The organism is Streptomyces marinisediminis (genome assembly GCF_026262575.1).
Lineage (GTDB): Bacteria > Actinomycetota > Actinomycetes > Streptomycetales > Streptomycetaceae > Streptomyces > Streptomyces marinisediminis.
Map to the genome: position 1 here is coordinate 55,082 of NZ_JAPKFL010000003.1, position 26,356 is coordinate 81,437.

Genomic DNA, 26,356 nt, shown 5'->3' on the forward strand with positions numbered 1-26,356 from the left:
ATCGCGGGCTCCTTGGCTTAGGCCGAGACGAGGTAGGAGAAGACGGACTCCAGGGACTCGTCCGAGGGGGAGACGGTCAGGAGCCGGATGTGGTGCTCACGGGCGACGCGCGGCAGTTCGCGGGTGAAGCGCTCGAAGTCGATCGCCTGGATGCGCAGGGCGCGCTCGTTCCAGTCCAGCTCGATGCCCGCGGTGGAGGGGTCGGCGATGAGCGCCGCGGCCAGCGCACGGTCGTTGCTGGAGCGCACCAGGTAGCGGTGCGGCCGGTCGGTCATCAGCCGGCGGATGCGGCGGAAGTCGCCGCTGGCGGCGTGCCGCCCGGCGACGATGACCTCGATGTGCGCGGCGAGTTGCTCGACTTCTTCCAGAATGTGCGAGGAGAACAGCACGGTGCGGCCCTCGGCGCCCATGCGGCGCAGCAGCTCCATGAGGTGCATGCGCTGACGCGGGTCCATACCGTTGAACGGCTCGTCCAGCAGAAGCACGGACGGCTCGTGCACCAGGGCGGAGGCCATCTTCACGCGCTGCCGCATGCCCTTGCTGTAGGTGTCGATGCGCCGGTCCTGGGCGTGCTCCATCTCCACGGTGGCCAGGGCGCGTGCCGCGGCGGCACCGGGGTCGGGCAGTCCGTGCAGCTCGGCGTTGGCGACGACGAACTCGCGGCCGGTGAGGAAGTCGTACATCGCCTCGCGCTCGGGCACGATGCCGATCTCCCGGTAGGCCTGCTCGTTGCGCCACACCTGCGCCCCGTCGAGGGTGACGGTGCCCACCGAGGGGGCGAGGAAGCCGCCCATCATGGCGATGAGGGTCGACTTGCCCGCACCGTTCGGCCCGAGCAGGCCGGTGACGCCGGGCCCGACGTCCATCGTCACGTCGTTGACGGCGACGACGTTGCCGTACCAGCGTGAGACGTGGGAGATGCTGATCGTGCTCACAGTCCGGCCTTCCGGTAGCGGGCCATCAGGACGGCGTAGGAGCCGGCCACGAGGGCGAGGACGACGACGAGGTAGACGAAGCCGACACCGGTGCTCGGCTCGATCCCGTCCACGAAGCTGGAGGGCCCGTCGAGGAACGCGCTGGTGAAGCCGGCGACCAGGCTCGTCGGCGAGGCCAGGCCCAGCCAGCCGACGGCCTCGGTCGCGCCCTGGTCCCAGGCAATGACCTGCACCGTGTTGACGGCGAAGTAGGGGATGGTCAGCACGGCGATGATCGCGGCGACGCCGAAGCCGCGGCGCGGCGTGAGCGCGGCGACGACGAGTCCGACGCCGGCGTAGACCAGGGACAGCACGGCGACGGAGACCAGGCCGAGGGCGAAGGCGGCCGTCTGCTCGGCGAAGTCCAGCTCGGCCAGGAGCGCACCGGCGTAGAGCACGAGCAGCGGCACGGCGGTGAAGACGAACAGGGCCGAGGCCATGCCCGCGTACTTGGCGAGCACGTAGTCCACGCGTTCGATGGGCCGGGAGAAGTAGAGCGGCACGGTGTGGAAACGCAGGTCGCGGGAGACGGACTGCGGGGCCATGGCCGCCAGGTACAGGCCGATGACCGGGGCCAGGAACGTCGCGTACTCGCGGTAGTCCATCGACAGTTCGCGGACGATGTCGGAGGTGGCGATGGCCACGGCGACGACGATCAGCGCGGGCACGCACATCACGGCCGCGAGGATCATCGGCATGACCTTGGACTTGGCGGAGCGGCCGAGGCCGTAACCGCCGCGCAGGGACTGGGCGAACAGCGATCGCCGGGCGTAGCCGCGGCCGAGACGGGTGCCCTCGTAGCTGCGGTAGCCGATGTTGTGGATGCTGGCGCCGCCCCCCTGCGCGCCGCCCTCGGTGGGGGCGGAGACGGGGGCCTGCCGGTACTGCTGGTCCCGCTGGCCCCGCGAGTCGGGCCCGTCTTGCGGGTCCCGGCCTTGCGGGCCCGGCTGGTTCGGCGGCGGGGTCGGCTCGGTGGTCGGCGGGGGCGTGGGCCCGTCCGGACGCTGGTGCTCAGGCTGCATGGCCGCTGCCTCCCTTCTGCGGCTGCGCGGCGGGAACGGGGGCGGGTGCGGACGGCTGCTGGAAGACCTCGGCGATGCGGTGGCGGCGCTGCTCCATGCGGACCAGGCCCAGGCCGAGTTCGGCGATGGCGTCGCGGACCGCGTCGTGGGTGGCCTCGTCGGCGACGTCCACCAGCAGCAGGTGTCCCGCGCCCGGCAGGCCGCCCTCGGCGCCCGCGAACTCGGCGGTCAGCCCGTCCGCCACCAGCCGGTCGCGCAGCACGGCGGTGCCGTGCGGGTGCTCGTCGGTGTCGGTGACCTCCACGGCGAGGGCCGCGGTGGCCTGGGTGAAGTCCGCCGTGCTGGAGGCCCGCAGCAGGTTGCCGCCGTCGATGACGACGACGTGGTCGCAGGTGCGCTCCAGCTCGCCCAGCAGGTGGGAGGTGACCAGGACCGAGATGCCGAAGTCGGTGTGGACCCGGCGGATCAGGCCCAGCATCTCGTCGCGGCCCGCCGGGTCCAGCCCGTTGGTGGGCTCGTCGAGGAAGACGAGCTGCGGGTCGTGCACCAGCGCCTGCGCCAGCTTGACGCGCTGCTTCATGCCCGTCGAGTAGCCGCCCATCGGACGGTACCGCTCTTCGTAGAGGCCGACGTGGCGCAGCGTGTCCGCCGTGCGCTCCCGGGCCGCGGTGGGCGGCAGTCCCGACATGCGGGCCAGGTGGACGACGAACTCCGTCGCCGAGACGTCGGGCGGCAGGCAGTCGTGCTCGGGCATGTAGCCGACGCGTTCCCTGATGGCGGGGCCCTCGGTGCGCACGTCGAGCCCCAGCACCCGGGCCCGGCCCTCGGTGGCGGGGGCGAGGCCGAGCAGGATCTTGATCAGGGTGGATTTCCCGGCGCCGTTGGCGCCCACCAGGCCGGTGACGCCCGGTGTGATGTCGACGGTCAGCCGGTCGAGCGCGGTCACCCGGGGATACCGCTTGGTGAGTCCTTCGGTCGCGATCACAGTCACACCGCAGACGGTACTGGGGCCCCCGGGCCGTCGGCGTCCTTCCGAGCGGCTGTATCGCGGTCACCCTCAGGTCGTACGAACCCGTAGGGGCCCTCCCCCGGAGGGCGTCCGCACCCTGTGTTACCTCGGGTATCCACAGGCTGGTCCCGCGTCTTGACGCCGCCACGGACCGTTGTCACATTGATCGGTGTCATGGTGCGGGTGGGAGTGCGGACGTGCGAGGAGAGCCATGGGAAGCGGGACGGGAAGCGCGGCGAGCAGCGGACCGGGGAGCGAACGGCCCGCGGAGCGGGACGGGCGGGGGCGCGAGCGGTGGGTGAACACCGCCGAGGGGGTGCGCCTGTGCGTCGTGGAGTACGGGGACCGGCAGCGGCCCACGGTGGTGCTGCTCCACGGCTACCCGGACTCCAAGGAGGTGTGGTCCCGGGTCGCCGAGCGCCTGCGTGAGCGCTTCCACGTGGTGCTGTACGACGTGCGCGGGTGCGGCCGGTCCACCGCACCGAAGCCGCTGCGCGGCGGCTTCACGCTGGAGAAGCTGACGGATGACTTCCTGGCCGTGGCCGACGCGGTGAGCCCCCGGCGCCCGGTGCACCTCGTCGGGCACGACTGGGGCTCGGTGCAGGGCTGGGAGTTCGCCACCGCGCGCCGCACCGAGGGCCGCGTGGCCACCTTCACCTCGATCTCGGGCCCCTCGCTCGACCACTTCGGGCACTGGATCAAGCAGCGCGTCTCCCGCCCCACTCCGCGCCGGGCGACGCAGTTGCTGGGCCAGGGCGCCAAGTCCTGGTACGTGTACGCGCTCCACACGCCGGCGGTGCCCGAGCTGCTGTGGAAGGGCCCGCTGGGGAAGCGGTGGCCGGGGATGCTGCGCCGCCTGGAGCGCGTGCCGGACGACGGCTACCCCACCGCGTCCCTGCCCACCGACGCCGCACACGGCGCCTGGCTCTACCGGGACAACGTGCGCCCCCGGCTCCGCCGTCCCCGCACCGACGCCTACGCGCACGCGCCCGTGCAGCTCGTGGTGCCCACCGGGGACGCCTTCCTCTCCCCGCACCTGTACGACGAACTACCGCTGTGGGTCCCGGAGCTGACACGCCGCACCCTGCCGGCGAAGCACTGGGTACCGCGCACCCGGCCCGACCAGTTGTCCGAGTGGATCGGCTCGTTCGTCACCGCGCACGAGGGCGGGGGCGCCGCGTCAGGGGCCGCGCGTCCGGCGGCCGTCCCGCAGAGTGCGCACGCGGACCGCTTCGCGGGACGGCTGGTGCTGGTGACGGGCGCGGCGAGCGGCATCGGCCGCGCGGTCACGCTGAGGTTCGCCGAGGCCGGCGCCCGGGTCGTCGCGGTGGACCGGGACGGCGAGGGCGCCGCGGCCACCGCCCGCACGGCACGCCTGATGGGCGCCGGGCAGGCCTGGTCGGAGACGGTGGACGTGGCGGACGAGGAGGCGATGGAGAAGCTCGGCGCCAAGGTCCTCGACGAGTACGGGGTCGTGGACGTGCTGGTGAACAACGCGGGCGTCGGTCTGGCCGGGTCCTTCCTGGACACCACCGCGGACGACTGGCGCCGCGTGCTCGACGTCAACCTGTGGGGCGTCGTCCACGGCTGCCGGATCTTCGGGCGCCACATGGCCGAGCGCGGGCAGGGCGGCCACATCGTCAACACGGCGTCGGCCGCCGCGTTCCTGCCCTCCACCACGCTGCCCGCCTACAGCACGTCGAAGGCGGCCGTGCTGATGCTGAGCGAGTCCCTGCGCGGCGAGCTGGCCGGGCGCGGCATCGGCGTCACCGCCGTCTGCCCCGGCATCGTCGACACCAACATCACCGCCACCGCCCGCTTCGCCGGGGTCGACGCGGCGGAGGAGAAGCGCCGCCGACGCAGCGCCGCACGCTGGTACCGGCGGCGCAACTACCCGCCGGAGAAGGTGGCCGACGCGGTGCTGGAGGCCGTCGTTCGCAACCGCGCCGTCGTCCCCGTGACGCCGGAGGCCCACCTCGTCCGCGCCCTGTCCCGGCTCGCGCCCGGCCTGCTGCGGGCCGCTGCCCGCGTCACCCCCCGCCTGTGACCGTGTCCCGCTCCCCCGAGTACCGCATCGAGGACCTGGCGCATCACAGCGGCGCCAGCGTCCGCACCGTCCGCGCGTACCAGGACCGCGGTCTGCTCCCGCGCCCCCGGCGGCGCGGGCGGGCCAACGTGTACGACGACGGGCACCTGGCCAGGCTGCGCCAGATCGCGGCCCTGCTGGAGCGGGGCTACACCCTGGCCAGCATCAAGGAGCTGCTGGAGGCGTGGGACTCGGGACGCGGCCTCGCCGGGGTGCTGGGCCTCGTCGCGGAGGTGGAGGGCCCGTGGACGGACGAGTCCCCGGAGCACGTCACCCGCGCGGAGCTCTCCCGCCGCTTCGGCCGGCCGCAGCCCCCGAACGCCACCCCGCGCGCTCCGGCCCCGGGGGGCGCCGGCACCGGACGCCACCCCGGGGCCGAGGCCGAGGACGGCGCCGGAGCCGGAGCCGATGCCGGTAGCGCCACGAACGCCGGGGCCGGGGTCCCCTCCCGGCGCGGCGGGGAGCCAGGGGGCCAGCCCGGACAGGGTGTGCCGCCCGGGCACCCCGGCGCCGAGGACGGCACGGCACGCGGACGCCACCCCGGGGCCGGGCGGAGCGCCGAGCCGTCGAGTTGCGCGGAGGCCGGGGCCGCCGGCGGAGCCGGAGGCGGCAGCGGTTCGGTGGGCGGGGCCGCCGGCGGAGCCGAAGGCGGCAGCGGTTCGGTGGGCGGCGCGGAGGCCGGGAACAGCGCCGGGGACGCGGCGGACCAGGGTGTCGAGGAGGCCATCGCGGAGGCGGTCGCCCTCGGCGTGCTCGTCCCCGTCGCCGGTGACGCGGACACCTACCTCGTACCCAGCCCGCAGGAGCTGGCCGTGGCCGCCGAGCTGCACGCGGCGGGCGTACCGCTCCCAGCCATCACCGGCCACCTGCGGGAGCTGCGGGGCCGCGTCGAGCAGATAGCCACCCGCTTTCTGGACTTCACCACCGAACACGTCTTCGCCCGCTACCTCGGGCACCCGCCGACGGAGGCGGAGGCGAGCGAGGCGGCGGAGTTGGTGCGCCGCCTGCGCCCGCTGGCCCAGCAGTCCGTGGACGCGGAACTCGCCCGGGCCATGCGGACGCTGGCCGCCCGCCACCTGCGCCACCACCTGAGCGCCACGACCCCGGCCGCCCCCACTGGGGCTCCGGTGGCCCCCGCGGCCTCCGCGCGCACCGGGCCCGGACCCCGGGTGGGCCCGGACGAGCGCGGACCGGTGCCGGTGCCGCTCCCGTCCGACACCGTCCGCGCCGTCACCGCGCTGGTGGGCGCGGACGCGGTGGCCGCGTTCATCACCGCCGCCACGAACCGGGAGGTCGCCGCCCGAAGCATGGACCGCCTGGCGGCCCACTGCCCCGACGGCCCGGACGCCTCCCGCCCACGCTTCTGAACACCACCCGCCCCAGAGCCGCAGCCGTAGCGAGGGGCCGAGCCGGACCCCGAGCCGAGGTCCGTACCCGAGCGGGAGTGGGCGCCGCCTTCGGCACCGAAGCCGTAGCCCAGATCCGAGGCAGGGCCGGTATGTCGACGCCCGGCACGCCACCCCCGTCCCCCAAGCGCTCCCCCACCCTGAAGCCGGGGCCGGGGCCGGGGCCGAGGCCGAGGCCAGGACCGGGGCGGAACAGGGGCTGCCCCCGGCGGCCGGGAGCGCACCTGGCCATCCGACGGAGCGCGCACCCGGCGCCGGGCCGCGACCGTCCCGCCAGGCGCTCATCCGGCCTCGGGACCGGAGCCGGGGCCGGGGGCGGGAGCCGATCTGGCGGGCGGGTGTGTGTGGGGGGTGGGCGGCATGAGGGGCGGGGGCGCGCTCAGGTCACGCCACTCGTGCCGCATGGCCGCGGGGACCGTCGCCGCCCAGTACACCGTCCCGCCGCCCGGGCCCGCGCACCGGCCGAGCCCCGTCCGCCGTCACTTGGCCCCCGACACACCCGACGAGCCCGACGCCCCCGGCGCGTCCGGCTCCTCCGCGGCGGGGCCGTCGCCGGGGGGAGGCACGTCGAGTTCGGGGAGGATCTGGGTGATGACGCTGACGCGTGCGGCGCCCTGCGGAACGTCGGAGCGCTCCTCGGCCCGGTCCCAGCGGTAGCGGGGGAGGACGGCCCACAGTTCCTCGCGCAGCCGCCGGGCCTCCTCAGGGGTGAGGCGCAGCGCCCAGTCGCTCATGTCGGCGGACTCGCGCCACCGCATCGGCAGCGTCTCGAACTCCGCCACGGCCCGTTGCACGCGTTGCGCGTAGCTCGCGGCGACCGAGTGGAGGTAGGTGAGCGTCGCCTCGGGTTCCTGGGCGAGCGACTCGTCGCTGCGCACCCTCGTCGTCTCGTGGACCGCTCGCCACCAGCGTTCACGGGCATTGCCCCGGTCGACGTCCTCGGTGACGAAGCCGGCGGCAGCCAGTTGCCGCAGGTGGTAGCTGGTGGAGCCGGAGGTCAGCCCCATGCGTTCGGCGAGCCGGGTCGCGGTGAGCGGCCCGTAGCTGCGCAGCAGGCCGACGAGCCGGACGCGCACGGGGTGGGCCATGGCGCGCAGGCCCTTGGCGTCGAGCGCGGCGTCCCGGGCCGGGCCGGGCTCCCTCGTGCGCCCCCGGTCGCGGTCTCGTGCGCCGGGGTTCTGCCGGGTGGGTTCCTCCTCCGTCATGGCGCTCACCGTAAACCGCCCATGGTCCTTTGCGAACACTCTTTGCAAAGGACCATGGGCGATTATTCGGCCGCACGACGGGAAGACGTGCGTCACTCAGCGTGCGGCGACGCGGGCCCCCAGCCGTCTCCGTCCCGCCGGACCCGCGGCCGCCCACGACGCACCTCCTCCATCCCGTCATCCCGTCCCTCCCCCACCGCCTTCGACCAGGAAGGACGCCATGCAGGGCTTCCTCTCGCTCCCCGGCTCCGACCCAGACGGCACCGGGGACGCACCCGCCCCGACCCTGGAGCCCGTCGCCGCCGAGGTGGCGCTCGCGCACGCGCGCGAACTGCCGGAGGGCGCCCTCGCCTGGGTCCACCTGGACGAGCCGTCCCCCGAGGACCTGCTGCCGGTGGCCGAGGCGCTGGGCCTGCCGCCGCTGGCCGTGGAGGACGCCCTGCACGCCCACCAGCGGGCGAAGCGCGAGCGCTACGGGGACCTGGTGTTCTTCGTACTGCGCACGCTGCGCTACACCGAGGAGACCAGTGCCATCGACACCGGTGAGCTGATGGTGTTCGGCCACCGGCAGTGGCTGGTCACCGTGCAGCACGGCCCGAGCGACGCGCCGCAGACCGCGTGCGAGCACGTGGCCGACAACCCGGAGCTGCTCCGGCACGGCGCGTACGGCCTGCTGTACGCGCTGGCGGACGCGGTGGTCGACACCTACGGGACGGTCGTGCGCCAGGTGGCGGAGGACATCCAGGAGCTGGAGCTGACGGTCTTCACCCCGGAGCGGGTGGACCTCACCCGGCAGATCTACTCGCTCAAGCGCGAGGTGCTGGAGTTCCGGGGCGCGGTCCACCCGCTCGTGCCGGTGGCGCAGGAACTCGTCTCGCCCGTACAGCACCGCTATCCCGAGGCGCTGGCGCCGTACTTCCGCGACGTGGCCGACCACGTGCTGCGGGTCGCGGGCGAGGTGTCCTCCTGCGACGAGCTGACGGACTCGATGCTCAACGCGCACAGCACGCAGGCCGGCATCTGGCAGAACGAGGACATGCGCAAGATCTCGTCCTGGGCGGCGATCATCGCCGCGCCGACGATGATCGCCGGGATCTACGGCATGAACTTCACCCACATGCCGGAGCTGGACACGGTGTGGGGCTACCCCGCCGTGCTCACGCTGATGGGGCTGACCAGCTTCCTGCTGTACCGCGCGTTCCGCCGCAACGGCTGGCTGTGACGGCCCCGCCCGCAACCCACCCCGCCCGCCCCGCCGCCCGGCACACACGCCGTTCCGCCCGGCGCCGCGCCCCGGCCTACGGCTCCCAGCGCCTGCGCCGCCGCCCGCGTCGACAGGGCACCGCTGCCCGCCGCCTCGACGCACCCACCGCCCCGTGCCGCAGCGGAAAAGGCGTCCCCTGGGACGGGCGCCGGGGAGGGGACGGCGCGTCACGTCGCCGGGGTCGGTCGATTTCCGGGGTCCGCCACCGTGTCCTCCGCCCGCTGCGGCTCCACCGCTCCCCCGGCGCCAGGACGGCGAGGGTGCGGCGCGCTCCGCGCCGCAGCGTGCGGCGCCGGGCGAAGGCCGCGGTGAGAGCGGGGATCGACACCGTGCCGCCGTGGAACACGGCGGCACTCGCGGAGGGGAGCCCGATCACCGTCGGGCACGCGCCTTTCCTCCCCGTTCGGTGCGCCCGGCGCACGGCCGGGGCGGGCGCGGATGCGTTTCCCTTCCACGCCACGCGCCGTCAACACCGTCAACACCGTCAACGCCCGCACCGCCGCCTGCGCGGCCTGGGCGGCGCGGTGCGCCGTCGCCGTCACGGCTTCGCGCCGAGGCCGACGGCCCCGGTGGCGGTGGGCGCGTGGCGCGGAGCACCGGCGAGAGGGCGCGGCACGCGGGCGTCCCCGTGGCTCCGCGCGCCTCCCGTGCTTCTTGACCTGGCGGGCGTCCCGGCGCCAAGCTGCCAAGTCCTCGTTCCTTCGACGCCGTTCGACCGACCGGAACCCCACGATCCGGTCCGCCCGCCCACCTGGCCGGGGCGGGCGGGCCACCCCGTCGCCCACCCCTGTGCCGTCCCGGTGCGCAGCCCCCGGGCAAGACCGTGCGCGGCCGTACGGGCCACCGCACGGACGCCGCGGGCCTCAGGTCCGGGCGTGAGCCGTCTCCGGGCGTACGCCGGTCGGCTCCGTGGCGCGTGAAGCGGGACGGAGCGCGGTGCGGCTCTGCCCCAACGGATCGCGCGGGGTCGGCGAAAGGAAAGGAGCGGTGCGACGGCCGCCCGGTCGCCCACTCACCGGCGAGCGGCGGGGGCCCGGAGCCGACCCCGGCCACGACGGAACGACCCTGGGACGGGTGGCCTCCCGCTGCTCGGTGGGGCCGGACCAGCCGAGGCCCTGCTGACGCCCGGCGCGCGGGGCCGGTTCCGTGCGGCCGTCGGCGCCGACGATGCCACGTGGGCGCGCGGGCGCGGGCGGGCCGTCGGTTGGGGGCTGACGACGGACCGCTGCTACCGCGTGCTCCACTCGGTGAACCCGGCGCTCGCGGCCGTCGCCCGCCGCCCGGCCGCCGAGGCGCTCGCGGAGCCCGCCTGACAGCCGGGACGCCTGACAGCCGGGACGCCGGTGGCGCCGGGGGCGCCGCGTGCCGGGTCCGTGCGAGCGGGCCTCCCGGGAGGGCCGGTCAGCGGCTGAGGTGGCGGGAGATGCGGGAGAGCTGGTCCAGCCGCTGGTCGAGGGTCGGGTGGGAGGAGAAGAGCTGGGAGAGCGCGGTGCCGGAGACGGCGGGGGCGAAGAAGAAGGCGTTGAAGGGCTCGGCGCCGCGCAGGTCGCGGGTGGGGATCTTCGCCATCTGCCCGGTGATCTTCGTCAGCGCGGAGGCGAGCGCGGAGGGCTTGCCGGTGAGCAGCGCGGCACCCCGGTCGGCGGACAGCTCGCGGTAGCGGGAGAGCAGCCGGGTCAGCAGGAAGCTGATGACGTACACGACGACGCTGACCAGCGGGATGAGCAGCGCGATCAGCGCGGTGTTCTGGTTGCGGCCGCCGCCGCGCATCAGCCCGCTCCACAGGGCCATCCGGGTGAGCGCGCCGGCGAGCACGCCGAGGAAGGAGGCGAATGTCATGACCGCGACGTCGCGGTGGGCGACGTGGGACAGCTCGTGGGCCAGGACGCCTTCCAGCTCCTCGGGGGTGAGGCGGCGCAGCAGACCCGTGGTGGCGCACACGAGCGCCTTGTCCTGGCTGCGGCCGGTGGCGAAGGCGTTGGGCACGTCGGTGTCGGCGATGGCCACGCGCGGCTTGGGCAGGTCGGCCAGCGCGCACAGCCGGTCCACGGTGCCGTGCAGCTCGGGGGCCTGCTGGGGGGTGACCTCGCGGGCGCCCATGCTGTACGCGGCGATGCGGTCGCTGAACCAGAACTGCGCGACGAACAGCCCGCCGGCGAAGAGGACCACCAGCGGCCAGGCGTCCCCCAGCAGGGCGATGAGCGACCCCATGAGGACGACGTACAGCAGACCGATGAGGAACATGGTGGTGACCATGCGGCGGGTCAGGCCGCTGTCGGGGGCGTAGCGCGTGCTCCGGGCCATGGTGACCTCCCGTCTGTCCCTCTTGCTGGCGACTGTACGCCTTGTGCCGTTCGTCCGCCGTTAGCATGATCGGGTGATGGGACGGACAGGGCCGAGCACGGAAGCCGTGGTGGTCGCGGTGCGCGAGGTGGCGCGCGCGTACGGCCGCGCGGAGGACCTGCGCGTCACCCACGACATCGGAGCCGACCAGGTCTCGCGCCGCACCCAGGCGCCGTTCGGCACGGCCACCGACCCGGACGGCTCGCTGCCGCACGAGGCGTTCGTGGAAATCCCGGGGCGGCCCGAGGTCGAGCTGACCGTCTACCCCGACGGCGACGCCGTGTTCGTCGTCGACGGCGTCGAGTTCCGCGACGTGCCCAGCGCACAGGCCCCGGCCTTCCTGCGCGCCCTGTACGACGGCTCGGCCCGGGTGCACGGCACGCGGTTCCCGCCCGGCGAGTGGCTGGTGGTGCCGCTGCCCGACGGCACCCGCTACCGGGAGCTGGTGCCGCTGCTGGCGCTGACGCCCTGGCTCAGAGGCCGGGCGCGCCCCAGACGGGGAACCAGCGGCTGAGGTCGGACTCCACGGGCAGCTCCCGCTCCAGCAGGCCGCGCACCTGGAGCTCCAGCGCGTTGTCCCGCCGCTCGTCGGCGTCGGGCAGCGGGGCGAAGGGGTAGAACGTGCCGCGCTTGTAGAGGTACACCAGCGCCAGCGGGCGGCGCCCGTCGGCGTCCCGGAAGCCGACCAGCGAGCACAGGAGCTGCGGCCCGAACCCGCCGCCTTCCAGCGCGCTGTTCACCGCGTGCAGATCGTTGACGAGCGCGGGCAGCTCGTCCGCCCCGTGCCGCGAGCGGACCCAGGTGTACCCGTACCCGTCCTCGCTGAACTCGGCGGAGGAGAGGATGCCGCGCACGTCGGCCTCGACGCGGTCGAACGCCCCGCCCTCGACGGCGGCGAAGCACACCGAGCCGGTGCCGGTGGCCCGGAACCCCGCACCGGCCTGCAGCGCGACCGCCGCCGAGGGCAGCGCGAACAGCCGGTCCAGGTCGGGCCGGATCGGCTCCCGGCGGCCGAAGAGCGCGTCGAGGAAACCCACGCTGTCGACTGTAGGCACACTCCGGACCGACCGCGCGCCCCGACACCGCCCGCCGGGTGGCCGCACGCCGGGCGCCGGGCCCGTGCGGCGGGGGCCGGGCCCGTGCGGCGGGGGCCGGTGTCAGGCGCCGGTCTCGGCGTCCGGGCGCAGGTCGCGCACGCGGTGCAGCTCGTCCTCGACGTTGCCCGTGCGGGCCTCCGTGCGGTGGCCGCGCGCCACGTAGTCGCGGACGATCAGCTCCAGCGCGTCCTGCGGGCTGCGCGTGCCGGACAGCACCATCGCCTCGACCGCGAGTTCCGCGTCGAGGCTGACACTCACCTTGGTCATGTTGCCATCCTGGCCGAGCGCGCACCGGCCGGGAAGCCCCCGGACGGCACGCGTGCCCGGGCGCGGCCCCCGCGGCGTCAATCCGCGACGAGGGCCTGCGGGGCTGCCGACTTCACGCGGGTCTCGATCCACCGCACCTGGGACAGCGTCTGCGCGTGCAGCTTCGAGACGTCGGCGAGCAGCTCCTCGTCCCGGGCGGCCTGCGCGACCTGGCCCAGCAGGACCCAGTCCAGGTGCACCCCCTGCGCGGCCAGGAACAGCTCGCGCAGGTCGCGCAGGAGCAGCAGGCCCGCGTCCGGACGGGTGCCCGCCCGCTCCGACGCCTTCTGCCGCACCGCGCCCACGGCCGCGTCCAGCCGCTCCGAGCGGCGCGGCGGCGCCAGGTGCTCGCCGTACCGCGGGGCCAGCTCGCGCACCCGCGCGGCGTGCTCGTCGCACTGCTGGGCCAGGCTGCGGCACGGGTAGTGCGTACCGTGGTCGGCCGCCTGCCGCTCGGCCACCCGGCGGTAGTGCTGCGCCAGGTCCACCTCGCCCTCGTGGAGCTCGGCGAACAGCCGCGCCGTCTTGTTCCCGGCCGTCTCCGCCATCAGTACCTTCCCGGGGCGACGTCGCGCGCGTCGGCCACCTTCTCGATCCGGACCGCCGTCTGCTTGAAGAGGGGCTGTTTGGAGACCGGGTCCCACTCGGTGCGCGTCAGCTCGTTCGCGGCGCGGATGTGGCGTCCGGGCTCGGCCTCGTCCCAGTAGCCGTAGTGGAACGGGGCGAAGACGACCCCGGGCCGGTTGCCGCGCAGCACCGCGGGCGCCGACAGCTCGCCGCGCCGCGAGTACACGCGCACCAGGTCGCCGTCGGCGATGCCGTGCGGCTCGGCGTCCTGCGGCGTGAGCTCGATCCACATCTCGGGGGCCGCCTCCTGGAGCTCGGGGCTGCGGGCGGTCTTGGTGCGGGTGTGGAAGTGGTGCACGGTGCGCCCGGTGGTGAGCTGGAGCGGGTAGTCGTCGTCCACCGGCTCGTGCGGCGGCTGGTAGGGCGCGGCCTTGAGGAAGGCGCGACCCGCCGCGTCGTGGGCCCGGTAGGTGTCGGCGTCGTACTGCGCGCCGCCCACGATGTCGTGCCCGTAGTCCTCGACGTGCTCGGGGTGGGTGGGGAAGTGGTGGTCGGTGTAGAGCCGCGCCGTGCCCTCCGGGGCCTCCTCGGTGACCGGCCACTGGACGCCGCCGCTGCCGCGCAGGGTGTCGTAGGTGAGCGCGCTCTGGTCGCAGGGGCGGCCGCGCGTCATCTCCGTGAAGTCCCGCCAGGCGTCCTCCGGGCGCTCCCAGGTGATCAGCGGGCCGCCGTCCCGGTCGCGCAGGTCCATGCGGCGGGCGTAGTCCAGCAGCACGTCGAAGTCGGAGCGGGCCTCGCCGGGCGGCTCGACGGCCTTCTCCGACAGGTGCACCGTGCGGTCGGCGTTGGTGAAGCAGCCCGTCTTCTCCGCCCACAGCGCCGCCGGGAGGACCACGTCGGCGAGCTGCGCCGTCTCGGTGAGGAAGGCGTCGGAGACGACCAGGAACAGGCCCGCCTCCCGCACGATGCGGCGGATGCGGCGCAGCTCCGGCAGCGAGACGGCCGGGTTGGTGGCCGTGACCCACAGGAAGCGGATCGAACCCGTCTCGATGTAGCGGAACATCTCCATCACGTGCGTGGGCGGCGCCCAGTGCGGGATGCGGGACGGCTCCACGTTCCACAGCCGCGCCAGCTCCGCCATGTGGGTGTCGTTCTGCCAGTTGCGGAAGCCCGGCATGGTGCCGTTGGCCCCCGCCTCCCGGGTGTTCTGCGCCGTGGGCTGACCGTTCATCTGGAACACGGTGCAGCCCGGACGGCCGATCATCCCGCGCACCAGGTTGACGTTGTTCACCTGCACGGCCGCCGCCGTCGCCTGGTGCGACTGGTACACCCCCTGGAGCACCGTCGACACCAGCCGCTCCGCGTCCCCCAGGATGCGGGCGGCCTCGCGCACCTGCTCCGCCGGCACCCCGCAGATCTCCTCCGCCTTCTCCGGCGTGTACGGAGCGACCGTCTCGCGCAGCTCCTCGAAGCCGACCGTGTGGTCCCGCACGAAGGCGTGGTCGATCCGGTCGGCGCGGATCAGCTCGTGCAGCAGCGCGTTCAGCAGCGCCACGTTCGTCCCCGGCTTCAGCCGCAGGTGGACGTCGGCCTGGCGCGCGGTGGCCGTCACGCGCGGGTCGACGACGATCAGGCGCGGCCGGGCCACGCCGTGCAGCCGGTCCAGCATGCGCGCCCACTGCACCGTCTGCGTCTCGGCGGGGTTGTGGCCGACGACGAACAGGGTGTCGCACAGGTCGACGTCCTCGTAGGAACCCGGGCCGCCGTCGCTGCCGAAGCTCTCGACCAGCGCCCACTCCGAGGTGGCCGTGCACAGCCGCGTGTTGCCGTCCAGGTGCGGCGTGCCGATGCCGCCGCGCGCGATCAGCGCCTGCGCGTAGTACTCCTCGGCGAAGAGCTGCCCGGAGGTGTAGAACGCCATGGACAGCGGCCCGTGCTCGTCCAGCACCGCCCGGGACCGCTCGACGACGACGGCCATCGCCGCGTCCCAGTCGGCGGGCCGCAGCTCCCCGTCCACCCGCACCAGCGGCCGCGTCAGGCGGTCGGCGGAGTGGTTGGCCTGCCACCCGTACAGCCCCTTCGGCCCCAGGCGGCCCCGGTTGACGCGGTCCTCCGCACGCCCCCGGACGCCCACCACGCGGCCGTCCGCGACCGCCACGTCCATGCCGCAGCCGTTCGAGCACAGCACGCAGGCCGACGGCACCCACCGCTCCACGCGGGCGGCGTCCACCGTCAGGTGCTGGTCGACACGCTCCGGCCACGGATCGCCCGGCCCGTACGGCGTGCGCTCCCCCCACACGTCCGTGACCCTGCTCGTCATGCGCTCACCCCTCGTCCGGCGTCCTGTCCGGTGTCGTGTCCGGCTGCGTGCCCGGCGTCCCGCTCCGGCGTCCGCGGCCCGGCTCCGTCCGCCGCGGGCCGGGCTCCGTCCGGCTGTCGGCGTCCGCGGGCCGGGCTCCGTCCGACGCCTCCAGCGGACGGGCCGCGCCGCCGGGTACCCCGTCGCAGGGCACCGGCAAACGTCGACGGGGGCGCGGCGGGCGCATGCGGTGCCGGACGGGCGGCGCCGGGGCGGGGCACGCGGCGGGCGGACGCGCCGGGGTGGGGGCGCGCCGGGTGGGGCGGCGTCAGGCGGAGCGGCGTCAGGCGGGGCGGCGTCAGGCGGGCAGGGCGGCGGGGGCTTCCGTGGCGATGCGCTCGAAGACCTTCTCGTCGGCGGCGAACCGGGTGTCCGGCACCGGCCAGTGCAGCACGAGCTCGGTGACGCCCAGCTCGGCGTGGCGGCCGGCGAAGTCGACGAAGGCGTCGAAGGAGTCCAGCGGGCGGTCTGGAGTGAAGGACGTCAGCAGCACCTTGTCCAGCTCCGCGACGTCCCGGCCGGCCTCGGCGCAGGCCGCGCCCAGCCGGTCGAGCTGCCCCCGGATCGCCTCCCGCGACTGCTCCGGCGTACCGCTCTCGCCCACCTTGGGGTCCCCGGTGGTGACCCACGCCTGGCCGTACCGCGCCGCCAGCCGCATCCCGCGCGGCCCGGTGGCGGCGATCGCGAACGGCAGCCGTGGCCGCTGCACGCACCCAGGCAGGTTGCGCGCCTCGTGCGCGGCGTAGAACACGCCGGAGTGACTGGTCTCGTCCCGCGTCAGCAGCCGGTCCAGCAGCGGCACGAACTCCGCGAACCGGTCCGCCCGTTCACGCGGCGACCACGGTTCCCGCCCCAGCGCCGAGGCGTCGAACCCGGTGCCGCCCGCGCCGATGCCCAGCGTCACCCGGCCCCCGCTGACGTCGTCCAGCGTGACCAGCTCCTTGGCGAGCGTCACGGGATGACGGAAGTTCGGCGACGTCACCAGCGTGCCCAGGCGCATCCGGGTGGTGGCGGTGGCGGCGGCCGTCAGCGTCGGCACCGCACCGAACCACGGACCGTCCCGGAACGGCACCCGCCAGGAGAGGTGGTCGTAGGTGTACGCCGCGTGGAACCCCAGCTCCTCCGCCCGCCGCCACAACCGCTGCCCTTCGCTCCACCGGTGGATGGGGAGGATCACCGTACTCACACGCATGCCGCCGACGATACGCCCGTCCGGCGCCCCCGAGACCGCCGGAACCGCTCCGCGACCGGCCACGCGCCGCCCGCGAGCCCGCACGGGCGGCCTCGGGGACGCGGGGGCGCGCGGGCGCGGCCTACGCGGGGCGCGCGGGCGCGAGCCTGGGGTGCGGGGGCGTCCTTCGGCGGCCCGGTCCCGTGACGGGCCTCGTCGCCGAGCCGGGGTGGCACGTCCCGGCCGCGCGGCGGTCGCGTCCGGCTCATCGGCCGCTGGCGGACGGTCCGCCAGTCAACCGCGGCAGGTCAAGGAGTGTTGACTGGCGTCACCCGTGCGTGCCCAGTCGCTCGTGTGGTCGGGGCGTCGGTCCCTCGCCCCCTCCCGCAGTCCGCGCCCGTGCCGGACCGGCGGGAACGCGGTGTTCAGCCGCGTCCGGCTGGCCCGCAGCACTCCTGCGCCCGTCCCGCCGCCCACCGGGCCGCAGCCCGGGCGGGCGCCGTGCCGGGGCGCGTCCGGGGGCGCGGCGGTTCCGGGCGGGGCGCCGGGTGGGGCAGGCTGGCCCCAGGCATCGGCACAGGAGGGCGCATGGTGGGAGAGCGGTTCGCGGAACTGCACCGGCAAGAGGGCGTGTTCGTCATGGCGAACGCCTGGGACGCGGGCACGGCACGGCTGCTGACGGAGGCCGGGTTCCCCGCGCTGGGCACGACGAGCGCGGGGCTCGCCCACGCGCTGGGCCGCCCGGACGGCGCGAACGCCGTGAGTCGGGAGGAGACGCTGGCGAACGCGGCCGCGATCGCCGCCGCGACGCACCTGCCGGTGTCGGCGGATCTGGAGAGCGGCTTCGGCGCCACCCCGGAGGAGGTCGCGCGGACGATCCGCCTGGCCGCGTCGGCCGGGCTCGCGGGCGGGTCCGTGGAGGACTCCACGGGCCGGGCGGAAGACCCGGTCCGGCCGCTGGCGGAGGCGGTGGAGCGGGTGGCCGCCGCGGCCGAGGCGGCCCGGTCGCTGGAGACGCCGTTCGTGCTGACGGCCCGGGCGGAGAACTTCCTGCACGGCCGCCCGGACCTGGCGGACACCGTGCGGCGGCTGCGGGCCTACGCCGAGGCGGGCGCCGACGTGCTCTTCGCGCCCGGCCTGCCGGACGCCGACGCCGTCCGGACGGTCGTCACGGCGGTGGACCGCCCGGTCAACGTGCTCGTGGGAGGTGCCGGGCCCCGGCTGACGGTGGCGGAGCTGGGCGCGCTGGGTGTGCGGCGGATCAGCGTGGGCTCCGCGCTGTCGCGCACCGCGCTGGCCGCCGCGCACGCCGCGGCCCGGCGCATCCTCACCGACGGCACCTTCGACTTCGGTGACGTGCCCTCCGTCCGGGAGGTGAACGCCGCCCTGGTCGGCCAGGTCACCGCGGGCTGACCGAATGAGCGGGCTCGGGCCCGTATGTGCGCTCCGGTGGGGGAGGATGTGACCGTGACTGATACCGCCGAAACGTTCCGTCGCGTCCCGCTGCCCGCCCGTCCGCCCCGGCTGATCGCCACGGACCTCGACGGGACGCTGCTGCACGACGACAAGTCGGTGTCCGAGCGGACCGTCGCGGCGCTGGCGGCGGCCGAGGAGGCGGGCGTGGAGGTGTTCTTCGTCACCGGGCGGCCCGCACGCTGGATGGACGTGGTCAGCGACCACGTGCACGGGCACGGGCTCGCCATCTGCGCCAACGGGGCCGCCGTGGTGGACCTGCACCGGGGCGGCCATCTCGTGGAGGTCCGCGAGCTGACGCGCGAGGCCGCCGTCGCGGTGGTGACGGCGCTGCGCGAGGTCGCCCCCGGGGTGACGTTCGCGGTCGAGCGCACCAGCGGCATCACCTACGAGCCCGCCTACCCGCCGTTCTCCGACGACCCGGGCGTGGCCGTCGCACCGGTGGGCAAGCTGCTCGGCGCGGACGCCGCCCACGCCGGGCAGCCCGTGCTCAAGCTGCTCGCCCACCACGCCGACCTGGACCCGGACGCCTTCCTCCAGCTCGCCCACCGCGCCGCCGGGGACTTCGGCCAGTTCACCCGGTCCAGCCCGAGCGCACTGCTGGAGGTCAGCGGGCGCGGCGTGAGCAAGGCCAGCACGCTCGCCCGGTGCTGCGCCGAGCGCGGCATCGCGCCGCAGGAGGTCGTCGCCTTCGGGGACATGCCCAACGACCTGGAGATGCTGACGTGGGCCGGCACGTCCTACGCCATGGCCAACGCCCACCCGGCGGTGACGGCGGCCACGACGTACGCCACGCTGTCCAACCAGGCCGACGGCGTCGCCACGGTCATCGAGGGCCTCCTCACCCTCTCCTGACCCCTCCCGCGCCCCCGCCGTGCCCGGCGCCGACCGCTGCGGGACGGGGCCCGGCCCGCACCAACCGGAGCGCGGGAGGCGCGCGGTACAGGCGGGGCGCGGCAGGCACGGGCGACCCGGCGGGATGGGCACGGCCGGGGGCAGCCCAGTACGGCGTCCGAGGCACGCACAGCCGCTGGGCGCGGCAGCCGGCCCAGGGCCGAACGCGGCAGGCACGGCGCGACCGGAGCGGCTGGCACGGAGGCCCGGCGGAGTGGCCGCCACGGCGACCACGGGACGGCGGCCGGCCAGGCCGAGCACGAGCGGCAACGGCTCCGCGCAGTGGGCACCGCCGACCACTGGGGCACGGCCGGACTCGGTGAACGCGGCCAGGTGCAGTGGGCGCGGCCAAGCAGGGAGCGCGCCACACACGGCGAGCCCCACCGCGCGCAGTCGGCGGCCCCGGGCACGGTGGGCGGCGCCGGGGCGGGCGGAGTGCCATCACCGGCCGCGCCGCTGGCTGGGGTGTCACGGGAGGGGGACCTGCCAGCGGACGGTCGTGCCGCGGTGGTGCAGGCCGGGGCCGGTGTCGCTCGTGCCGCCCAGCTCCTCGGCCCGGCGCCGCAGGTTCCGCAGGCCGCTGCGCCGCCCCCGCTCCGGCAGCCCGACTCCGTCGTCGGCCACGGTGAGCCGCACCGCCGGCCGGCCGTCGGGGAGCGTGCCGGTGACGTCGACGGTCAGCTCGATCCGGGACGCGCCCGCGTGCCGCACCGCGTTGGACAGCGCCTCGCGCGCGGCGGCCACCAGGTCGCTCCCGGTGCGCTCGCCGACCAGGGAGTCCACGGGACCGGTGAAGGTCGCGCTGGGCTGGAAACCCAGGGAGAGCGCCGCCGTGCCGACCTCGCGCAGCAGCCGGGTGCGCAGCGACGCGGCCTGCTCGGCCGGGTCCTGCTGGAGCGCGTAGATGGCGCCGCGGATCTCCCGGATGGTGTGGTCCAGCTCGTCCATGGCCTGGTCGATGCGCCGCTCCCGCTCAGGCGGCGGTACGCCCACCGGCACACGCCCGGCGTGCGGCTCCGGTCCGCCGGACTCCCGTCCGGCGCCCGGCGCCCGTCCGGCGTCCGTGTCCCGTCCCGCGGCGTCCGGTGCGGGGGCGGCAGGCGCGGCGGAGGCAGGCGCGGCGGAGGCGGCCGGTGCGGCAGACGGGGTCGGTCCGGCGGACGCGGCAGACGGGGCGCGGCGCCGCACGCTCTCCAGCAGCATGCCGGTGGCGAAGAGCCGCTGGATGACCAGGTCGTGCAGGTCGCGGGCGATGCGGTCGCGGTCCTCGTAGACGGCGAGGCGCTCCCGGTCGCGCTGGGCGTCGATGAGCAGCAGGGCGAGCGCGGCCTGCGAGGCGTAGCGGCGCGCGAGGGTGCGCTCGGTGGCGGTGAACGACGGCGCGCCGGGCGCCCGGGGCACGGCCAGCGTGCCCAGGATGCGGCCCTCGTTGCCCAGCGGCAGCATCATGCTCGGCCCGAAGCGGGCCGCCAGGTGCGTCGTCATGCGCGGGTCGGTGGCCGAGTCCTCCACGTGGACGGACTCACCCGCCAGCAGGGCGGCCACCAGCGGGCTGTGCGGAGGGACGCGGACGCCCAGCAGCGCGTCCGGGTCCTCGGCGGCGGCGGCCACGATCTCCAGCCCGCCGTCCGGGTCCGGCACCAGCACCAGCCCGGCCGCGGCCTCCGCGAGCCTGCGGGCCTGTTCGGCGACGACGGACAGGGCGTCCTCGGTGCCCCGGAGCAGGGCGGTGGTGAGCGCCGCGCTGCCGTCGATCCACCGCGCCCGCTGCCGGGCGGACTCCAGCAGCCGGGCGTGCCCGACGGAGATCCCCGCCTCGGTGGCGACCACCCGCACCAGGTGCACGTCGGCCCCCGTGAACGGCTCCCCCTCGGCCTTGTCGCACAGGTACAGATGGCCGAAGGGCTCGTTCTGGACCCGGATGGGGACGCTGAGGAAGTGGGCGGCCGGGCCACCGCCGATGCGGCTCCTGATGGTCGCGGCCTCCCCGTAGGTGACGAAGCGGGGCAGGCGGCCGGTCTCCGCGCCGAGCACGCCGATCGCCGCGTGCCGGGCCCCGGTGAGCGCGGCGGCCGTCTGCACGCTGCGGTCGAGCACGCTGCGCACGTCGATGTCCTCGCCGATGGCGACCATGGCCTCCAGCACCTGCGGCAGCCTGCGCACCAGCTCCGGGGTCAGGCTCTGCAGCGATTCGGCGGCCTGCCGCGCGGCACGCGTCACCGCCCGTCGCTCGTCCTCCGGCGGCGGGCCGGGGCTGTCGGTGGCCATGCGCGGCGCCCTCCGGTCACGCGGTCACGTCTGGGGCAGCAGCGCGCCCCTCCCTCCAGTGGAGCGGAGAGTCTCCGCTTCCGCCTCCCGGGAGAGCAGCTCGCGCAACGGCCCGTCGACGCGGGCGAGCGTCGCGTACGGGCCACGCTGCACACACCGGCCCGCGTCCAGCACGAGCACCTCGTCGACGGCCGCGAGCCCCGCGAGCCGGTGGGTGATCAGGACGGTGGTGCGGCCCTCGGTGGCGGCGAGCAGGTCCGCGGTGAGGGCGTCGGCGGTGGCCAGGTCCAGGTGCTCGGCGGGCTCGTCCAGCACGAGCACGGGGAAGTCCGCCAGCAGCGCCCGGGCCAGCGCGAGCCGCTGCCGCTGGCCACCGGAGAGCCGGGCGCCGTGCTCGCCGACCGGGGTGTCCAGGCCCTCGGGCAGCCCGTCCACCCAGTCCAGCAGGCGCGCCCTCGCCAGCGCCCGGCGCAGCGCGGCGTCGTCCGCGCCGGGCCGGGCCAGCCGCAGGTTCTCCCGCAGCGTCGAATCGAACAGGTGCGCGTCCTGGGCGCACAGGCCGACGCTGCGCCGCACGGTGTCGGAGGCGTACGCGGCCGCGTCGGCGCCTCCGAGGACGTACGTGCCACTGCGCGGCTCCAGGAACCGCAGCAGGGTGTGCGCCAGCGTCGTCTTGCCGGAACCGGAGGCGCCGACGACCGCGATCCGCCGCCCCGGTGCCAGTTCCAGGTCGAGACCGTCCAGGGCCGGACGGACCTGCCCGGGGTGGTGGACCGTCACCCCCCGCAACCGCAGCGGGAACGGTGAGGCGGGGGCCGGGAGCGGCCGGGACGGCTCGCGCACGGGTTCGGGTGCGTCGAGCACCTCGTAGACCCGCTCGGCGCTGCGGCGCACCCGCTGCCGGTGCTGCACGGCGAGCGGCAGGGCGAGCACCGCCTCGAAGGCGGCCAGCGGCGTGAGCACGACCACGGCCAGCCACACGCCCGCCAACCGCCCCTCGTGCACCGCCTGCGCGCCGAAGGCGGCGGCCACGGTGACGGTCAGCCCGGTGGCCAGCGCGGTGAGCGCCCCCGCCAGCGCCGTGGCCCCGGCCGAGCGGGCGGCGATCCCGGTGAGCTCCGCGTCGGCGCTACGGACCGCGGCCAGGCGGCGGGGCAGGGCACCGGCCACGGTCAGCTCCCCGGTACCGCTCAGCAGGTCCACGGTGCGCGTACTCAGCAGGCCGCGCGCGGGGGCCAGGGCGCCGGCGGTGCGGCGGGTCACCACCGAGGTCAGCCACGGCACTCCCACCCCGGCGACCACCAGGCCGACGGCCAGCGCGGCCCCCGCCTCGGGAAGCAGCCAGGCCGTGAAGCCGACGGCCGCCGCGCCCACCGTGGCCGCGGAGCAGGCGGGCAGCCACCAGCGCAGGAAGTAGTCCTGGAGCGTCTCCACGTCACCGACCAGCCGAGCCAGCACGTCACCCCTGCGGCTGCGGTGCAGCGCGGCCGGGGCGAGGCGCTCCAGCCGCCGGTAGACGCTCACCCGCAGGTCGGCCAGCACGCGCAGCACCGCGTCGTGGGACACGAGCCGCTCGACGTAGCGGAAGACGGCGCGCCCGATACCGAACGCCCGCGTCGCGGTGACGGCCACCAGCAAGTACAGCACCGGCGGTTGTTCGGAGGCCCGGGAGATGAGCCAGCCGGAGACGGCCATCAGTCCCACGGCGCTGGCGAGCGCCAGCGCGCCGAGCGCGGTGGCGAGCGCGAACCGCCCACGCAGTGCCCGACCGGCGGAACGGACCCGGGCGAGCACGCGCGATCCACCGCCGACGTCCGGGCCCGCGGGGGTGGCCGGGCGGTCCGGCGGGGCGGGTTTCACGTGAAACACGGACGGTTTCACGTGAAACACGAGGTCCGGGCTGCCCACGGCGGAGACCGTGAGCCGCCGCTCCGCGTCGGCGCCGGGCGGGCGGGCCGGCCAACGGGGCGGTGCCGCCTCCTCCGGTGCGTCGTCACCGGGGCCCGTGGGCGCGGCCTGGCCCATCCGGACCACGCGGTCGGCGACGGCCAGCAACGCGGGCCGGTGCACGACGAGCAGCACCGTGCGCCCACGGGCGAGCCGCCGGATCGCCTCGGTCACCGCGCCCTCGGTCACCCCGTCCAGCGCGGCCGTCGGCTCGTCCAGGAGGAGTACCGGCCGGTCGGCCAGGAAGGCGCGGGCCAGTGCCACCCGCTGCCGCTGGCCCGCCGACAGCCCGGCCCCGCCCTCGCCCAGCTCTGCTGCCGGGTCCAGCTCCGCCGCACCGGCGTCGCTCAGGGCGGCCCGGACGGCGGCGTCATCGGCGTCCGGGCGAGCCAGCCGCACGTTCTCCGCGAGCGTCCCCGCGAAGAGGTACGGATGCTGCGGGACCCAGGCGACGTGGGCGTGCCAGTCCCCGCGGTCCAGCTCGACCAGATCCACGCCGTTGATCAGGACGCGTCCGGTGGTCGGCCGCACGAAGCCCAGTACCGCGTCCAGGAGCGTGGACTTGCCCGCACCGGACGGCCCCACCAGGGCCACCGTCTCCCCCGCCCGCACCGCGAGGTCCGTGGTCGGCAGTGACGCCGTGCTCCGGCCCGCGTGCCAGACGCTCACCCCCTCCAGCGCCACGCCGATGCCGGGGGCACCGCGCTTCCGCACCGGACGACCGCCGCCGGGTGCGGGCAGCGGTGTCTCCAGCACCTCGAACACCTCCTCGGCGGCAGCCAGTCCCTCGGCGGCGGCGTGGTACTGCGCCCCCACCTGACGGAGCGGCAGGTACGCCTCCGGCGCGAGGATCAGCACGACGAGCCCGGTGTAGAGGTCCAGCTCACCGTGGACCAGCCGCATGCCGATGCCCACGGCCACCAGCGCCACCGAGAGCGTCGCCAGCAGCTCCAGGGCGAAGGAGGAGAGGAAGGCGATCCGCAGCGTGCGCAGCGTCGCCCGCCGGTAGTCCCCGGTGATGGCCTGGATGTTCTCCGCCTGGGCCTTCGCCCGCCCGAAGACCTTCAGCGTCGGCAATCCGCCCACCAGGTCGAGGAAGTGGTGGGAGAGCCGGGCGAGCAACCGCCACTGCCGGTCCATGTGGGCCTGCGTGGCCCAGCCGATGAGCACCATGAACACCGGGATGAGCGGCAACGTGACGGCGATGGTGGCCGCCGCGATCCAGTCCATGCCGACGATCCGGGCGAGCACCGCCACCGGCACCACCGCCGCCAACCCGAGCTGGGGCAGGTAGCGGGCGAAGTAGTCGTCCAGCGCGTCCACGCCCCGGGTGGCCAGGGTCGTCAGCTCACCGGTGCGTCGGCCGCCGAGCCAGCCGGGCCCCAGCGCCCCCGCGTGCGTCAGCACCCGCAGCCGCAGCTCCGACTTGACCGCCGCGCTGGAGCGGTGCGCGGCCAGCTCCGTCAGCCACGCCACCAGCGCACGGCCGACGGAGACGAGCGCGAGCAGGAGCAGCGGACGCGCGAGGTCACCGGCCGCCGCGCCCTGCTGGAAGGCGCGGACGACGAGCTCGGCGACGAGCATCGCCTGCGCGATCACGAGACCGGCCCCCGCCAGCCCCAGCACCACCGAGGCCAGCAGGAAGACGCGGGTGGCCCTGGCGTACCGGAGCAGGCGCGGGTCTACGGGACGCACGCCCGCTCACCCGCTCCCCGACCCGGCACCGGCGGCCGGTTCGGGCCGCGTCCCGTGCGCGTCCGGTCCGGGGCACCCCACGCCCCCGGCGTCGGCGCCCGGGACCGCGCCGGCGCCCGAGGCCGCACCGGCGTCCGCCACCGCGTGCGCAGTCGCGGCCGGGCCCACGCCGGCGCCCGCCGACAGGACCGGGGCAGGGGCCGTCGGCGGAGCCGGCGGCGCGAGCCCGTGCGGAGCCGCGTGCCCCGGGGCCGCGTGCGGGTCCGGGGCGATGTGCTGGGTGCCGATCCGCTTGCGGAACACCCAGTACGTCCACCCCTGGTAGAGCAGGACCAGGGGCGTGGCGATGACCGCGCACCAGGTCATGATGGTGAGCGTGTACGGGCTCGACGCGGCCCCCGCCACGGTCAGGCTCCACTCCGGGCGCAGCGAGGACGGCATGACGTCGGGGAAGAGGCTGAGGAAGAGCTGGGCGACGACGGCCACGATCGCGATACCGGAGAACGCGAAGGCCCACCCCTCCCGGCCGCGTCCGTTGGCCACCAGCGACGCCGACAGCCCGGCCACGGCGACTCCGAGGGCGACCAGCGACGCCGGGCCGCCGCCGTCCGCCTGCGTCCAGCCGAGGAAGCCGGTGGCCAGCACCACCACGAGCACACCGAGTCCGGTGGCCAGGCGCCGGGCACGGGCCCGGATCGGGCCGACCGTCTTCAGCGCGGTGAACACCGTGCCGTGCAGGGTGAACAGCGTCAGCGTCACCACGCCGCCGAGCAGCGCGTAGGGGCTGAGGAGGTCCGGCAGGCCGCCCGCGTACTCCTTGTCCGGGCCGATCGGCACGCCGCGCACCAGGTTGGCGAACGCCACGCCCCACAGGAAGGCGGGCAGCGCCGAGCACCAGAAGATGGCGTGCTCCCAGTTGCGCTGCCAGCGTTCCTCCGGCCGCTTGGCGCGGTACTCGAAGGCCACGCCGCGCACGATGAGGCTGAGCAGGATCACCAGCAGCGGCAGGTAGAAGCCGGAGAAGAGGGTGGCGTACCAGTCGGGGAAGGCGGCGAAGGTGCCGCCCGCGGCGGCCAGCAGCCACACCTCGTTGCCGTCCCAGACCGGGCCGATCGTGTTGACGAGCACGCGGCGCTCCGCGCGGTCGCGGGCGAGCAGCTTGGTGAGGACGCCGACGCCGAAGTCGAACCCCTCCAGGAAGAAGTAGCCGGTCCACAGCACGGCGATGACGACGAACCACAGGGTGGGCAGGTCCACGGGTGCGCTCCTT

Annotated in this window: 17 protein-coding genes and 3 pseudogenes; 7 read left to right on the forward strand and 13 right to left on the reverse strand. The window is 75.6% G+C overall.

From position 1 onward, the window contains the following. Positions 1–17: 17 nt before the first annotated feature. Genes OSB71_RS03245 through OSB71_RS03255 form a run of 3 tightly spaced genes read right to left on the reverse strand, consistent with a single transcriptional unit; the run spans position 18 to position 2,981 of the window. On the reverse strand, positions 18–935 hold the full coding sequence (locus tag OSB71_RS03245; RefSeq protein ID WP_265943935.1) for an ABC transporter ATP-binding protein: 918 nt from the start codon (positions 933–935) through the stop codon (positions 18–20). After that, positions 932–1,996 carry an ABC transporter permease gene (locus OSB71_RS03250; protein ID WP_265943937.1) on the reverse strand — a complete coding sequence of 355 codons (1,065 nt, stop codon included), beginning with the start codon at positions 1,994–1,996 and terminating at the stop codon, positions 932–934. The genes OSB71_RS03245 and OSB71_RS03250 overlap by 4 nt, the downstream gene beginning before the upstream one ends. Then, entirely contained in the window at positions 1,986–2,981 is a 996-nt protein-coding gene (locus OSB71_RS03255; RefSeq protein WP_265944304.1) for an ABC transporter ATP-binding protein, read from the reverse strand. Before OSB71_RS03255 ends, OSB71_RS03250 begins: the two co-directional genes overlap by 11 nt. Positions 2,982–3,216: 235 nt before the next feature. Here OSB71_RS03255 and OSB71_RS03260 point away from each other — a divergent pair, with 235 nt between their 5' ends. The 3 genes and pseudogenes from OSB71_RS03260 to OSB71_RS03270 form a co-directional block, all read left to right on the forward strand. Then, on the forward strand, positions 3,217–5,052 hold the full coding sequence (locus tag OSB71_RS03260) for an SDR family oxidoreductase (protein ID WP_265943939.1): 1,836 nt from the start codon (positions 3,217–3,219) through the stop codon (positions 5,050–5,052). Then, a pseudogene (locus OSB71_RS03265) lies at positions 5,049–5,393 on the forward strand (MerR family transcriptional regulator); the annotation flags it as partial. The gene OSB71_RS03260 and the pseudogene OSB71_RS03265, both read left to right, overlap by 4 nt. 414 nt (positions 5,394–5,807) lie before the next feature. Further along, a pseudogene (locus OSB71_RS03270) lies at positions 5,808–6,458 on the forward strand (MerR family transcriptional regulator); the annotation flags it as partial. 518 nt (positions 6,459–6,976) lie between these two features. Here the strand turns inward: OSB71_RS03270 and OSB71_RS03275 are convergent. Further along, the gene (locus OSB71_RS03275; protein WP_265944306.1) at positions 6,977–7,585 is read right to left on the reverse strand and encodes a winged helix-turn-helix domain-containing protein; all 609 of its coding nucleotides are present in this window, start codon (positions 7,583–7,585) and stop codon (positions 6,977–6,979) included. Positions 7,586–7,922: 337 nt separating this feature from the next. On the opposite strand from OSB71_RS03275, the gene OSB71_RS03280 reads away from it, so the two are divergent. Then, positions 7,923–8,924 carry a magnesium and cobalt transport protein CorA gene (locus OSB71_RS03280; protein ID WP_265943941.1) on the forward strand — a complete coding sequence of 334 codons (1,002 nt, stop codon included), beginning with the start codon at positions 7,923–7,925 and terminating at the stop codon, positions 8,922–8,924. A 1,443-nt stretch (positions 8,925–10,367) separates the two neighbouring features. Here OSB71_RS03280 and htpX read toward each other — a convergent pair. Further along, positions 10,368–11,270: a zinc metalloprotease HtpX gene (htpX, locus tag OSB71_RS03290; protein WP_265943943.1), complete on the reverse strand. Its 903-nt coding sequence runs from the start codon at positions 11,268–11,270 to the stop codon at positions 10,368–10,370. Positions 11,271–11,346: 76 nt separating this feature from the next. On the opposite strand from htpX, the gene OSB71_RS03295 reads away from it, so the two are divergent. Next, positions 11,347–11,823, forward strand: coding sequence for a hypothetical protein (locus tag OSB71_RS03295; protein WP_265943945.1), 477 nt, complete (start codon positions 11,347–11,349; stop codon positions 11,821–11,823). Here the strand turns inward: OSB71_RS03295 and pspAB are convergent. The 5 genes from pspAB to OSB71_RS03320 all read right to left on the reverse strand — a co-directional run bounded on the left by pspAB (position 11,783) and on the right by OSB71_RS03320 (position 16,830). Continuing rightward, on the reverse strand, positions 11,783–12,346 hold the full coding sequence (gene pspAB / locus OSB71_RS03300) for a PspA-associated protein PspAB (protein WP_265943947.1): 564 nt from the start codon (positions 12,344–12,346) through the stop codon (positions 11,783–11,785). The genes OSB71_RS03295 and pspAB overlap by 41 nt on opposite strands. Before the next feature lie 120 nt (positions 12,347–12,466). Continuing rightward, entirely contained in the window at positions 12,467–12,673 is a 207-nt protein-coding gene (locus tag OSB71_RS03305) for a hypothetical protein (protein WP_265943949.1), read from the reverse strand. Between the two features lie 77 nt (positions 12,674–12,750). Next, positions 12,751–13,260: a hypothetical protein gene (locus OSB71_RS03310; RefSeq protein WP_265943951.1), complete on the reverse strand. Its 510-nt coding sequence runs from the start codon at positions 13,258–13,260 to the stop codon at positions 12,751–12,753. Further along, the gene (locus OSB71_RS03315) at positions 13,260–15,599 is read right to left on the reverse strand and encodes a molybdopterin oxidoreductase family protein (RefSeq protein WP_265943954.1); all 2,340 of its coding nucleotides are present in this window, start codon (positions 15,597–15,599) and stop codon (positions 13,260–13,262) included. Before OSB71_RS03315 ends, OSB71_RS03310 begins: the two co-directional genes overlap by 1 nt. A gap of 337 nt (positions 15,600–15,936) precedes the next feature. Beyond that, positions 15,937–16,830, reverse strand: a complete 894-nt coding sequence (locus OSB71_RS03320; protein WP_265943956.1) for an LLM class flavin-dependent oxidoreductase — start codon at positions 16,828–16,830, stop codon at positions 15,937–15,939. Between the two features lie 567 nt (positions 16,831–17,397). Here OSB71_RS03320 and OSB71_RS03325 point away from each other — a divergent pair. Next, complete coding sequence (locus OSB71_RS03325; protein ID WP_265943958.1) at positions 17,398–18,222, forward strand: isocitrate lyase/PEP mutase family protein; 825 nt, start codon at positions 17,398–17,400, stop codon at positions 18,220–18,222. 54 nt (positions 18,223–18,276) lie between these two features. Continuing rightward, entirely contained in the window at positions 18,277–19,137 is an 861-nt protein-coding gene (locus OSB71_RS03330; RefSeq protein ID WP_265943960.1) for a Cof-type HAD-IIB family hydrolase, read from the forward strand. Positions 19,138–19,644: 507 nt separating this feature from the next. Here OSB71_RS03330 and OSB71_RS03335 read toward each other — a convergent pair. The 3 genes and pseudogenes from OSB71_RS03335 to cydB form a co-directional block, all read right to left on the reverse strand. Next, entirely contained in the window at positions 19,645–21,444 is a 1,800-nt protein-coding gene (locus OSB71_RS03335; protein WP_265943962.1) for a sensor histidine kinase, read from the reverse strand. Positions 21,445–21,468: 24 nt separating this feature from the next. Next, on the reverse strand, positions 21,469–25,086 hold the full coding sequence (gene cydD / locus OSB71_RS03340) for a thiol reductant ABC exporter subunit CydD (RefSeq protein WP_265943964.1): 3,618 nt from the start codon (positions 25,084–25,086) through the stop codon (positions 21,469–21,471). A 255-nt stretch (positions 25,087–25,341) separates the two neighbouring features. Then, positions 25,342–26,343, reverse strand: a pseudogene (cydB, locus tag OSB71_RS03345) (cytochrome d ubiquinol oxidase subunit II); the annotation flags it as partial. Positions 26,344–26,356: the final 13 nt, after the last annotated feature.

Excerpts from the sequence above, each read along its gene's own strand:
- OSB71_RS03250 (WP_265943937.1), bottom strand. The coding sequence starts at position 1,996 with ATGCAGCCTGAGCACCAGCGTCCGGACGGGCCCACGCCCCCGCCGACC.
- OSB71_RS03260 (WP_265943939.1), top strand. The coding sequence starts at position 3,217 with ATGGGAAGCGGGACGGGAAGCGCGGCGAGCAGCGGACCGGGGAGCGAA.
- OSB71_RS03275 (WP_265944306.1), bottom strand. The coding sequence starts at position 7,585 with ATGGCCCACCCCGTGCGCGTCCGGCTCGTCGGCCTGCTGCGCAGCTAC.
- OSB71_RS03280 (WP_265943941.1), top strand. The coding sequence starts at position 7,923 with ATGCAGGGCTTCCTCTCGCTCCCCGGCTCCGACCCAGACGGCACCGGG.
- htpX (WP_265943943.1), bottom strand. The coding sequence starts at position 11,270 with ATGGCCCGGAGCACGCGCTACGCCCCCGACAGCGGCCTGACCCGCCGC.
- OSB71_RS03295 (WP_265943945.1), top strand. The coding sequence starts at position 11,347 with ATGGGACGGACAGGGCCGAGCACGGAAGCCGTGGTGGTCGCGGTGCGC.
- OSB71_RS03305 (WP_265943949.1), bottom strand. The coding sequence starts at position 12,673 with ATGACCAAGGTGAGTGTCAGCCTCGACGCGGAACTCGCGGTCGAGGCG.
- OSB71_RS03310 (WP_265943951.1), bottom strand. The coding sequence starts at position 13,260 with ATGGCGGAGACGGCCGGGAACAAGACGGCGCGGCTGTTCGCCGAGCTC.
- OSB71_RS03315 (WP_265943954.1), bottom strand. The coding sequence starts at position 15,599 with ATGACGAGCAGGGTCACGGACGTGTGGGGGGAGCGCACGCCGTACGGG.
- OSB71_RS03320 (WP_265943956.1), bottom strand. The coding sequence starts at position 16,830 with ATGCGTGTGAGTACGGTGATCCTCCCCATCCACCGGTGGAGCGAAGGG.
- OSB71_RS03325 (WP_265943958.1), top strand. The coding sequence starts at position 17,398 with ATGGTGGGAGAGCGGTTCGCGGAACTGCACCGGCAAGAGGGCGTGTTC.
- OSB71_RS03335 (WP_265943962.1), bottom strand. The coding sequence starts at position 21,444 with ATGGCCACCGACAGCCCCGGCCCGCCGCCGGAGGACGAGCGACGGGCG.